The 11,135-nt window shown below is 66.9% G+C and carries 13 protein-coding genes; 9 read left to right on the forward strand and 4 right to left on the reverse strand.

What is annotated here, in order from left to right; translation table 11 throughout:
- The 3 genes from JWQ81_RS37020 to JWQ81_RS37030 form a co-directional block, all read right to left on the reverse strand.
- A partial coding sequence (locus JWQ81_RS37020; protein WP_297549088.1) for a hypothetical protein occupies window positions 1-265 on the reverse strand: 265 nt, incomplete at its 3' end.
- Window positions 266-697: 432 nt separating this feature from the next.
- Window positions 698-1,276 carry a hypothetical protein gene (locus JWQ81_RS37025; RefSeq protein WP_297549090.1) on the reverse strand — a complete coding sequence of 193 codons (579 nt, stop codon included), beginning with the start codon at window positions 1,274-1,276 and terminating at the stop codon, window positions 698-700.
- Window positions 1,277-1,313: 37 nt separating this feature from the next.
- Window positions 1,314-2,000, reverse strand: coding sequence for a CBS domain-containing protein (locus JWQ81_RS37030; RefSeq protein ID WP_297549092.1), 687 nt, complete (start codon window positions 1,998-2,000; stop codon window positions 1,314-1,316).
- A 145-nt stretch (window positions 2,001-2,145) separates the two neighbouring features.
- Between JWQ81_RS37030 and JWQ81_RS37035 the strand changes: the two genes are divergently transcribed.
- The 5 genes from JWQ81_RS37035 (at window position 2,146) to JWQ81_RS37055 (ending at window position 7,011) form a co-directional block, all read left to right on the forward strand.
- On the forward strand, window positions 2,146-3,132 hold the full coding sequence (locus tag JWQ81_RS37035) for a nitroreductase family protein (protein WP_297549094.1): 987 nt from the start codon (window positions 2,146-2,148) through the stop codon (window positions 3,130-3,132).
- A 90-nt stretch (window positions 3,133-3,222) separates the two neighbouring features.
- Entirely contained in the window at window positions 3,223-3,837 is a 615-nt protein-coding gene (locus JWQ81_RS37040; RefSeq protein WP_297549096.1) for an HPP family protein, read from the forward strand.
- 9 nt (window positions 3,838-3,846) lie between these two features.
- Window positions 3,847-4,713, forward strand: coding sequence for a universal stress protein (locus tag JWQ81_RS37045; protein ID WP_297549098.1), 867 nt, complete (start codon window positions 3,847-3,849; stop codon window positions 4,711-4,713).
- Between the two features lie 303 nt (window positions 4,714-5,016).
- On the forward strand, window positions 5,017-5,535 hold the full coding sequence (locus JWQ81_RS37050; protein WP_297549100.1) for a hypothetical protein: 519 nt from the start codon (window positions 5,017-5,019) through the stop codon (window positions 5,533-5,535).
- A gap of 237 nt (window positions 5,536-5,772) precedes the next feature.
- Window positions 5,773-7,011 carry a flavin-dependent oxidoreductase gene (locus JWQ81_RS37055; protein WP_297549102.1) on the forward strand — a complete coding sequence of 413 codons (1,239 nt, stop codon included), beginning with the start codon at window positions 5,773-5,775 and terminating at the stop codon, window positions 7,009-7,011.
- 41 nt (window positions 7,012-7,052) lie between these two features.
- On the opposite strand, the gene JWQ81_RS37060 is transcribed toward JWQ81_RS37055, so the two are convergent.
- Window positions 7,053-7,529: a cupin domain-containing protein gene (locus JWQ81_RS37060; protein WP_297549104.1), complete on the reverse strand. Its 477-nt coding sequence runs from the start codon at window positions 7,527-7,529 to the stop codon at window positions 7,053-7,055.
- Between the two features lie 189 nt (window positions 7,530-7,718).
- On the opposite strand from JWQ81_RS37060, the gene JWQ81_RS37065 reads away from it, so the two are divergent.
- The 4 genes from JWQ81_RS37065 to JWQ81_RS37080 all read left to right on the forward strand — a co-directional run.
- Window positions 7,719-8,159, forward strand: a complete 441-nt coding sequence (locus tag JWQ81_RS37065; protein WP_297549106.1) for a hypothetical protein — start codon at window positions 7,719-7,721, stop codon at window positions 8,157-8,159.
- 231 nt (window positions 8,160-8,390) lie between these two features.
- A complete protein-coding gene (locus tag JWQ81_RS37070; protein WP_297549108.1) occupies window positions 8,391-9,293 on the forward strand; it encodes an NAD(P)-dependent oxidoreductase in 903 nt (300 codons plus the stop codon).
- Between the two features lie 26 nt (window positions 9,294-9,319).
- Window positions 9,320-10,180 (forward strand): enoyl-CoA hydratase/isomerase family protein, encoded by an 861-nt coding sequence (locus JWQ81_RS37075; RefSeq protein WP_297549110.1) that lies wholly within the window; start codon window positions 9,320-9,322, stop codon window positions 10,178-10,180.
- A gap of 443 nt (window positions 10,181-10,623) precedes the next feature.
- On the forward strand, window positions 10,624-11,135 hold a 512-nt coding region (locus JWQ81_RS37080), incomplete at its 3' end, for a DUF222 domain-containing protein (protein WP_297549112.1).

Consider the following 11,135-nt stretch of genomic DNA (forward strand, 5'->3'; position numbering starts at 1 on the left):
AGGAGTTCACGGCCTTACCCCGGATCACGATCCGCTTCGCCGCCGCCGGGCCGATCTGAGTGACATCATCCAACCACAGTGCCGTGTTCAGATACTGGTAGACAACCTTCACACCCTCGGTCTCCACCTTCGCCGCCAACACACCAAACAGCGCGTCACACTCATTGTAAATCCGCGCCAGTTGGCGGGCGATCTCAGCAGCTTCCACCGGATTCGCACGCCGAATATCGGCAAGCGAGGGAAACCGGATCACCGAGTTGGACACCCCTTTATTCTACCGCGAGTCGAACTACTATTCGATACCCTTTCAGGTGATTCCGACAATTGCGGAAAGTAGTCGTCGAAAGGCCACGAAAGTCACTTTCACCGCGAATGACGGTGCGAGAAGTGACTTTCGCGACCACTGCTCGCAAAGCGTGTCACTCACAGATGCACCAGGCTTACGAGACTGGTTGCTTAACGTGAGTGGCGGAGTGCGAACGGCGTTATCCGTGCGTTGGCTGCAAGGAAAGTCCCTTTCGGCCACTCATGAAACGCAGCCACCTGCGCATCGAAACGGGCCAAGATCCGCCGCTACGGAATCCCAGCCCGCCCCGGTCCTTGCTGCAGTAGACCGGACCTGACAGCGGAACCGAACCACCGCTGTCAGCCGGTGAGGGTCGCCAGCAGGATGGCCTTGAGGGGCTTGCCGACGGGGTCACCGCAGCCAGCGGTTGCGGCCGGCGAAGGTGGCGTTCCAGCGGCGGGCGAGGCCCCAGGTGGTTCCGGCGGCGGTCGCGGCGAGCACGATCAGCACGATCGCGTAGACGACGTGGTAGTCGATGAGCGGGTTGCTCGACGACGTCGCCTTGCCCGCGCTGGTGGTGCGGGCGGGCGGCCATTCGGCGATCCACATCAACAGCATCAGGACTGTCCCGGCGATGGAGCTCAGGCGGAGGCCGACGCCGAGCGTTACCGCGACACCGAGGCCGAGCAGGCCGAGCATGAACAGCGAGTTCGCCCACCAGGTGCCTGCCCAGGTGTGCAGCATGCCGGTGAACGGCCCGACGTCGACCGAGCCGAGGAAGCCCCTGGTGGGGGAGCCGCCGTGGATCCAGGCCTTGGCCGGGCTCGTGGCGTAACCGAGGCCGAATGCCTTGTCCAGGAACGCCCAGAGGAACACCAGCCCGGTCGTGATCCGGAGGACGGCGAGAGCCTGGCTGCCCGTGGTCGGGGCGGCGTGTGCGGGACCTTGGGTGGGGATGGAGACCTGCTCGATTTCTTCGTGCACGGACATGGTGGTTCCTCTCGATTGACGTAGTGGCTCGGGGGTGTCAGAGACCGAGCGCGGCTGGGCGACGATGGCGCTCGGCGTAGTCGTCCCAGACGAAGTCCAGCCGGTTGCGCACCTCGATGACACCGGAGATCGCGCTCGTGAGCCGCTCGGCGCGTTCGACCTCGCCGCGGCTTTCGAGGCGGCCGACCAGCGTCACGATTCCGTTGTCGACACTCAGATCGGCCTGCCCGGCGGGTACGGCCAGCTCGCGGTCGAAGACCTCGCGTTGGACGGCGGCCTTGATCAGCGTGTCCGAGCGACGGAACGTCTTGAGCAGGTCGCGGCGGGACACCACACCGACGAGCCGGGTGCCGTCGACCACGAACAGCCGCCGGACCCCCGCCTCGGCGAGTCGGACTGCGGCGAGCGCGAGGGACGCGGTGGTCCCGATCGTCTGCACCGGTGACGTCATGAGGTCCGACGCAAGCAGTGCGTGCGACTTGTCCCAGTCCTCGCGGGACGCGGCACCGGCGAACACGCCCGGCCGGGTCTCGCCGGTGTCGTGCCGCAGCCTTGCCAGGAGGTCGGCCTCCGAGACGACCCCGATCGGCTCGCCGCTTCCGTTCACCACGGGGACCGCGCTGATGTGTTCGCGGGCCAGGATTTCGTCGAGCTGCTTGTAGGGCGCGTCCGCGGCCACGCTGATCGGGTGTTTGGTCATCACCTGGGAAACCGTCTCTCTCATGGGCTCAGCTTGTGCCGCGGGCGTGCTGGGCACTGGGGCCATTGGTCCCCGAAGCGGGGGACTTCCGACGTGGCCGACCGGTGCCTTTGCGCCCTGCTTCTCCCGTGCGCCGACGCGGACTCTGGGAGGCGACACAGGAGGCGGCATGAGTTCGCAGGTTTCGACGTTCTGGTCCGCGGCCGCGGCCGCAGTACTCGCCAACGCGGTGATCCGCGCACCGTCGGTGCACAACATCCAGCCGTGGACCGTGCGGGTGGCGGGCCGCGAGGCCCAGCTGTGGGAACGGCAGGACGTCGAGCTGCCGCAGTACGACCCGGAGGGACGCGACCGCACGATCTCGTGCGGCGCGGCCTTGGCGAACCTGGAGCTCGCGGTGCGGGTGCTCGGCCGCGCGGCGACGCTGTCGATGCTGCCGGACCCGGCTTCCCCGGAGTTGGTCGCGACCGTCACCGCCGGCGACCGGTTGTCGCCGGAGATGACCGACCTGCATCGGTATTCGGCCATCGACCGGCGTCGCAGTGATCGGCGGCAGTTCGCCGGGACGTCGGTGTCGGCACACGACCTCGCCGAGGTGGTCCGGGCCGGGACGACGCAGGACGTGTATGCGCTGTCGGTCCGCGGCGAGTTCCACACCGACGCCGTGGCCGACCTGTTGACGTCCGCGGCCCAGGATTCGCGACGCGACCGCAGTGCCCAGCGCGAGCTGTCGACGTGGACGATCCGCGACGAGCGCGCGCGCCGCCACGGCGTCGGAATCGCGGTCAGCTGCATGCCCGCCGGCGAGCTCCCGTGGGCGGGGCTCGTGCGGCCGGCCACCGGGCTGCCCCGTCGTGACGTTCTCAGGCAACGCATGGACCAGGAGCGGCTACTGATCTTCTTCACCGACACTGATTCCCGCGTCGACCACCTCCGCGCCGGCTATGCGCTGGAGTCGGCTTGGCTCACTGCCGTCAATGCCGGACTGACCGCCTCGATCCTGACCCAGCCACTGCACGTTCCCCACGTCCGGGCCGAGCTGCGGAAGCGGTTTGCGCTTGACGGCTACCCGCAGGTACTCATGCGCGTCGGGCATTCACTCGGCACGCCCGCGCCCGCGAGCCTGCGCCGGTCGATCGACGAAGTCCTGCAGTGACCGAGGTCCCGCCCGTGAGGGACCAAGGTCCGCAGCGTTCGCCGTCGGCCGCGCTTAGCGTTTGAGGTACCAAGGAAAGGCGGGAAGACGATGAGAGCACACGACCTGATGAGCGCGCCGGTGGTCAGCGTGACCCCGGGCACACCGATCAAGCAGGCGGCGAACCTGCTGGCGGCCAACGGATTCACCGCGTTGCCGGTGCTCGACGACGATGGCAGGTTGATCGGCATCGTCACTGAAGCCGACCTTCTGCGCGACCGGTTCCCCCGAGATGCCCGGTACCACAACACTTTCGACACGAAGGAGCCACGGCCGACGGCTGCCGCGCTGGTGGGGGAGGTGATGACCACCCCGGTCACGGCAATGGGCGCGGGCACCGACGTCGTCGACCTGGTGACCGCGATGCTCGACAGCCGGGTCCGCAGCATGCCGATCGTCGACGGGTCGCGGGTGGTCGGCATCATCACCCGCCGGGACCTGGTCCGCGTGCTGGCCCGCGAGGACGCCGACATCGCCACCGACGTACGCCACCGCCTCGCGATGTACGGCGAACCCGACCGCTGGACCGTCGAAGTGCACGGCGGCGCGGTGGCGATCGGCGACGAGTTCGACAACGAGACCGATCGGCATGTCGCCACGATCCTGGCCGAGTCGGTGCCCGGCGTGACCCGAGCACAGGCCATCTGCCGCCCCAGCACAGATTAGGAGAACGCCATGACCTATCCGATTGTCGTCGCTGTCGACGGCTCGGCCTCCGCGCTCAACGCGACTCGCTGGGCGGCCGACGAAGCAGCCCAGCGTAACTTGCCGCTGCACCTGTTCCACGGGATCGCCCCGTCCTCGATCGGCAACGTCACCATCAGCGTGTTCGACGCGCTGGAAGCCGACGGGCGTCGTCAGCTGGCAGAAGCGGAAGCGGTGGCTCTCGAACGGCACCCGGGGCTGCGGGTCGACGTCGAGCTGCGGCAGGGGAACCACGTCGAGATGCTCATCGAGCTGTCCAAGACCGCGCGGTTGATGGTGCTCGGCTCCCGCGGGCTGGGCGCTTTCGCCGGTCGCTTGGCCGGCTCGACCTCCGTCGCGCTTGTCGCCCACGGGGCGTGCCCGGTTGCCATCGTCCGCGACGAGAAGGTGCCGCCCGTTGGCGGCGCTGTCGTGGTCGGTGTGGACGGTTCGCCGGCGAGTGTGGAAGCCGTCGCCGTCGCTTTCGACGAGGCGTCCTGGCGCGGCGTCGACCTGGTCGCCGTGCACACCTGGCTCGACTTCAGCTCGGACAACGCCTACGCCTACGCGCGGCAGTTCGTGCTGGACTGGGACCGGATCGAAGCGGAGGAGCTGGAAGTCCTCGCGCAACGGCTGGCTGGCTGGCAGGAGAAGTACCCGGACGTGACCGTGGTGCGGGTCGTCGAGCGGGACCGGCCGCTGCGGCAGCTGCTGACGCGCGCGGAGGATGCCCAGCTGCTGGTCGTCGGCAGTCGCGGGCGCGGCGGGTTCTCCAGCATGCTGCTCGGCTCGACCAGCCAGGCGCTGATCTACCACGCTCCCTGCCCCTTGATCATCGCCCGCCCGGCGTCGGCGTAACTGCTGATCAGTCGTGATCGCCCCGGTCGCCTACCGCGACGACCGGGGCGATCACCACGATCGTCGTCGAGCAGCTGACTTGGTGTGGTCGAACTACGTAATTTCTACGGATGCAAGCTCATTCTGTGCCGTGGCACAGTCGCCCCCAGTGATGGGTGACTGGGCAAGAAGCGGGTGGAGCACCAGCCGACGACTGAGCAGTCGACACTGACGACAAAGTACTCGGAGGACCTGATCAAGATGCACAACAAGCCCGAGAAACTGCCGATCGGACACGGTGACCCGAACACTTAAATCGGCGGGATGGTGAACAACTTCGGCCATATCGAAAGTAAGATTGCCGGAAAAGTCAAGGCAAACGGCACGGTCAGCGCGCCGATGAAGCCGAGTGCCGCGTTCGACAGCTCCGGGTTTATCAAGAAGAACAAGGAAGAGTACGAAACTCCGATCGCCAAGCGGGCGGACGACATCACCGATCCTGCCGAACTCAAGTCGTACCTGAGCGACGTCAAGTACTCGGCCGAGATGGACTGGCCAGGCGGCAGAGCGGGGGAGTTCGAGAAATGGGACGGTGTGCGTTCGGATATCGTGGACATCGGGGAGAACCCGGGGAAGTACACACCTGCAGATGTTGACAAGATCATCGAGGATTTCCATGGCTTGGACGCTCCGTCCACGGTGGATCTCGAGGGCAATCGGATAGGGCACCCCATTGGGGATGATTTCCCGAAAGCGCCCAAGGGATACCCGTACTCACACGACGGTTTCGGGAATCCGGAGGATATGCCTGATTTGCCACCGTTGCGGCAAAGCCGACCGTGAGGTGCGGCGAAGGTGATCATGCAATGTCCCCGATCACCGGGGCGGCCTGCCCCGATGACCCGGACAGTCCGGGCACTCCGGACGCCGTTGCCGCACACCTGGTTGCGTGACCGAGTGTTTTCGGACATGTACGCCCCGGCGTGGCCCGACGTCAGCTGCCCTGCCTGATCCCCGGGTTGAGGGGCACCACGCGGCTGGGCCATTCTGGAGGGCGAGACCAGAAGAGGACAGGTGGCCATGAGAGTCGTCATCATCGGGGCCGGCATCGGCGGGCTGACCACCGCCCTGCGGCTGCACCACGAAGGCATCGACTGTGCGGTGTACGAACAGAGCGAGCAGATCAGCCAGTTGGGTGTCGGGATCAACGTGCTTCCGCACGCGGTCAAGGAACTCGATGCGGTGGGCCTGCTGGACCGGCTGGAAGAAGGCGGCGTCCGCACTCGGGAGCTGGTCTACGCCCACCGGCTCGGGCCGGTGATCCTGAGCAAGCCGTGCGGGCTGGAGGCCGGATTCGACTTCCCCCAGCTGAGCTTTCATCGAGGCAGACTGCAGGGCGTGCTGCTGCGTGCGGTGCGCGAGCGGCTCGGGGACGACGCCGTCCGGACCGGGCACCGGCTGACGAGCTTCGAGCAGGATTCCGGGGGAGTACTGGCGGAGTTCGTCGACCGGCAGGGCAGGTCACTGGACCCGGTCCGCGCAGACGTCCTGGTCGCGGCCGACGGAATCCACTCGGCCGTGCGGTCCCTCTTGTTCCCGGCGGAAGGCCCGCCGCGCTGGAACGGCGTCACGCTGTGGCGCGGAGCCACCGACTGGCCGGAGTTCGGCAGCGGTGGTTCGGTGATCGTCGCCGGCGGCACCGCGGCCAAGCTCGTCGTCTACCCGATCGCACCGGGACGGACTCCGGGCACCAAGCTCACCAACTGGGCGATCTGCATCCAGACCGGGCAAGCCGGTGATCCGCCGCCGAGCCGCCAGGACTGGTCACGGCCCGCCGATCCGGCCGACTTGACCGAGCACGTCGGACGGTTCCGGATGCCGGCCGTGGACCACGCCGGGCTCGTCGCGGCCACCGAGGAGTGCTTCGAGTTCCCGATGTGCGACCGCGACCCGCTGCCGCACTGGTCCCAGGGCCGGGTGACGCTGCTGGGCGACGCCGCCCATCCGATGTATCCCATGGGTTCCAACGGCGCAGGCCAGGCGATCCTCGACGCCACCAGTCTGAGCGGCCACTTGGCGCGGCACGACGACCTCGCCGACGCGCTGCGGGCATACCAAGACGACCGGCTGGCAGCCACTGCCGAGGTGGTGCTGCGCAACCGGACCGGCGGGCCCGAGAGCGTCATCGACGAGGTCGAACGCCTTGCCCCCGACGGCTTTTCCCGGATCGAGGACGTGATCGACGCGGCCACGCTCGAGGCCGCGGTCAGCGGCTACGCCCGGGCGTCCGGGTCCTCGCAGCAGCAGGTGAACTCGTGAGCGTTGCGGCCGGTTAGTACCGGTTGCGCCGCTCACGAGTCCTAGGCCCCCTCCACCGACCCGGGCGGCAGGAAGTCGACGTCGTGCAGCGTGGACAGCCGGACGACCTCCACTGGGTCCTGAAGGTCGTGCAGCTTGTCGAACAGTTGGGCGAGCCGCCCGGCCGGGCTGACCCAGAACAGCGCGCGGGTGATGTCTTCGCTGCGGTTGTAGTAGGCGTGGGGAAGGTTCTTCGGCATCCGCACGGTGTCGCCGGGTCCCGCGGTCTCCCACTGTCCGTCGAGGTAGAGGGTGAACACGCCTTCGAGGACGTAGATGTGCTCGTCCTGGGTCGGGTGCACGTGCGGAGGTACGCCGGTCCCGGGCGGGTCGAGGGTTTCGAAGGCGAAGCTCGACTCGCTGGCGGCCTTCATGGTGTAGGTGTGCCCGAGCACGTTCCACACCCTTTTCTGCATTCCCTCTTTCGCGAGCGTGATCCCCTTCGGCAGGGGTCCGAGCACGATTTCCTCGCCGAACATGGCACCTCCGGATCGCTGGTTCACCGCCTACGCACTCTGCGCCATCCGGGGCACGATGTACAGGCACCTTCGGACAGCCATTCGGGCATCAAGGCGCTCAGAGTTCGACGGCGACCGCGGTGAACGTCTTGTAGTGGGAGCGGACCTCGTCCGCGGTGTGGGAGCGGTGTGCGTCACTACGATCGCCGGATGAGTGCGACCGGCCCAGGGCCGTGGGACATCGTCGACCGCTTGTGCGGTTGGGCGCGGGATACCCCGTGGTGCGAGTGGCTCGAACTGGGCGGATCCTTGGCGGCGGGGCGAGGGGATCAGTACTCGGATGTCGACGCGGGTCTCAGTGTCGGCTGCGAAGTCGGCTTGGCCGCGGCGTGCGCGGCGGCGGTCGAGGGGACGGCAGGCAACTCAGTTTGGTGGTACTCGAGGCACCGAATCGGCCCGGCGCGCCACCTGGGGCTCGGGTGCTTCCGCCAGACCTTGCCCCGCCTGCCGTGCTTCGCCGCGTCCCCCAGATTCAGCCAAGCCAGGAACGCCCACTCCCTTGCGGCCGTGCTCGGGCCGCTGACCGAAGGACTGTCGGTCGGGGGAGTGCGGGCGGTGACCGAGCGGAGTCTGTCGGTCGGCCGGGACTGAACGGCGACAGCCTCAGCCGGCCGTCGCACTGTCGAATCGACCAGCCGCGCGGGGCGTTCGGCGGGGTACCCACTACCAGTGTCGAATGTATCCGATTGGGAGATTCAAAGCGAGTTCAAGGCGTATTTTACCTGGTGTTGCTCTCTGAATGTATCCAATGATAGCCTTCTGGAGTGTTGACCTACGTCGCTGGACTGGCGACCTGCGCGCATTCTCGGGAGGAGACAAGCGATGTCCACAAAGGATCAGCGGATCGGCTACATCGGGCTCGGCAAGATGGGTTCCGCGATGGCGGCGCGCCTGATCGACGCGGGGTTTGACGTCACCGTCTGGAGCCGAACGCAGAGCAAGGCCGACGAGCTGGTCGCGCGCGGCGCCACCCGTGTCAGCAGCCCGGAGGAAGTGATCGCCACCGGGACGGTCTTCTCGATGCTGACCAACGAGGAGGCGGTGCGCGAGGTCTTCACGAGGGAGCGGCTGCGGGCCGCGCCGAACGGCTTCGTGCACGTCGGCCACGCGACGATCAGCCCGGCAGCGGCGGCGGAATTCGACAGCTTGGCCGCCGAGTGCGGCTCGCGCTATCTGAGCGCGCCGGTGGTGGGGCGGCCGGAGGCGGTCGCGGCGGGGCAGATGATCGTCCTCGCGTCCGGTGACCCGGACACGCGCGCCGCGGTGGCGCCCATGCTCGACGCGATAGGCAAGCGGGTGTGGGACTTCGGACCGGCGGCGGACGCCGCGCCGACGGTCAAGATCGCGGTCAACTACCTCATCCTGCACGCCCTGCAGGCCCTCTCGGAATCGATCACCCTGCTCGAACAGGCGGGCATCGATACGGGGGCGTTCGTCGACGCGATCAACGACTCGATCTTCCCCGGCGCGATCTACAGCGGCTACGGACGCGCGATCGCCACGCGTACCTACGCCCCCGCGGGCTTCACCACCACGTTGGGGCACAAGGACCTCATGCTCGCGCTGCACGCCGCCGAGAACCTCGACGTCGAACTGCCCAGCGGCCCGGTGCTGCGGGACGTGTTCGAAACGGCCATCGAGCAAGTCGGCAAGGACCTGGACTGGTCGTGCGTCGCCGAGATCACCAGGCGTCGGTCCGCCGCGACCGCGCAGCCCGCCACCTGAACGACCACCGCTGGGAGATTGTCCTCATGTCACTTCAGGAATTCCTGCCCACGCCGAAGTTCGACGAGTACAAGGAGCATTTCAAGGACTTCTTCCTGCTCGAACGCCGGGACGACGGCGTGCTGTTCGCGCAGGCTCACACCCGCGGCGATTCGGTCAAGCTCAGCGTGGAGAACCACCGGGCACTCGGCCAATTCCTCAAAACGGTCGGCGCCGACCCGGCCAACGAGGTGCTGATCCTCACCGGCACGGGGCGCGACTGGATGATGGGCTCGGACCCGAACGGGTTCGAGATCGAGGAGCGCGACCTCGAGCACTGGGCCTACGAGTACGCCTACAAGGACGGCCGGATCAACATCAGCAGCCTCGTCAACGATCTGGAGATCCCCACGATCGGCCTGATCAACGGGGACGGGTACCACTCCGAGGTGCTGCTCATGTGCGATCTGACGCTGATGGCCGAGGACGCGCGCATCTACGACCTGCACTACGGCATCAGTTCCGTGCCAGGAGACGGGATCCACAGTTGTTTCCAGGAGCTCCTCGGCGTCAAGCGGGCGGCCTATGCGCTGCTGACCGGCGAGGCGATCAACGCGCCCACGGCGCTGGAATACGGGATGGTGAACGAGATCCTGCCGAAGGACGAGCTCGTCGCGCGCGCACACGTCATCGCCGACCACATCATGCGGCAGCCGCGCACGGTGCGGCGGCTGACCACCCAGATCGTCCGCCGCCCGTGGAAGAAGCGGATCGTCGACGACCTCGACGGCGGGTTCGGGATCCAGATGTTCGGTCACCTCGCCAAAGGGAAGCCCGTGCACAGCGACGACAGCATCTCGGGCAGCGCCGACTACGTCCGGGACGGCCGCCGGACACCGTTCGACTGAGCCATGCGCGTCGGGTGTGCCAGTGGTTTTCCGGATCTGCGGAAGGATTCCGCTGGTCACCCTGCGCCGGCTGACGGCGCTGGGTCGGTTCCGTCGTCAGGTCCGGTCTACTGCAGCAAGGACCGGGGCGGACTGGGGTTCCTGGACCGGATCCGAGGACCCGTTCCGATGCGTTGGTGGCTGCGTTTCGTGAGTGGCTGAAAGGGACTTTCCTTGCAGTGAACGCACGGATAACGCCGTTCGTCCTTCGCCAATCACGGTACGCAACGTCTCTCGTGCGTTTGGTGTATGCGTGAGTGACGCAGCAAGCAGTTGCAGGAGGAGAACGGGCGAAATTCGCTGCTATGGCAGCCTTTCCGAATATTCGGTGACTACGTTCCGCGATAATAGGTATCACCTGAACGTGTTCCGAATAAACGTTCGAATCGAGGTAGAATAGAGGAGTGCCCAGCGATACGATCACCCTCCCCGATCCCGCCGATATCCGGCGTGCTGATCCGGCGACACTGGTCGACTACGCCCGCGTGATCACCCGGGAAATGAACCGGTACACCGCGCTGCTGGGTCTCGTGGTCACCAAGACCGAGACCGATGGCATCAAGGCCACTCATCAGTACAACTCTGCGGTGCAGTGGCTGATGCATACGACGGGGATGGCTGAGCCTGCGGCGCGTCAGATCGTGGTCCGTGCCCGCGGCACCAACTCCTTGTACGCCATCGACGGGACAGAGATCCCCGCAGTCGCACCCCTGACAGGTCTCGCTGCACTGGCCGGTGTCCTCACTCCCGCGCATGTCGACGTGATCGTGAAGACGATGACGGCCATGTCTGCGACGGTGTCGGAGGAGGATCGGGTGGCGGCGGAGAAAATCCTGGTCAACCTCGCCGTTAACGCGTCCCCGGTCGAGGTGAAGAAAGCCGGCGACCGGATCCTCGACACCCTCGACCCCGACGG

This window comes from Amycolatopsis sp. (genome assembly GCF_025464955.1).
Taxonomy (GTDB): domain Bacteria; phylum Actinomycetota; class Actinomycetes; order Mycobacteriales; family Pseudonocardiaceae; genus Amycolatopsis.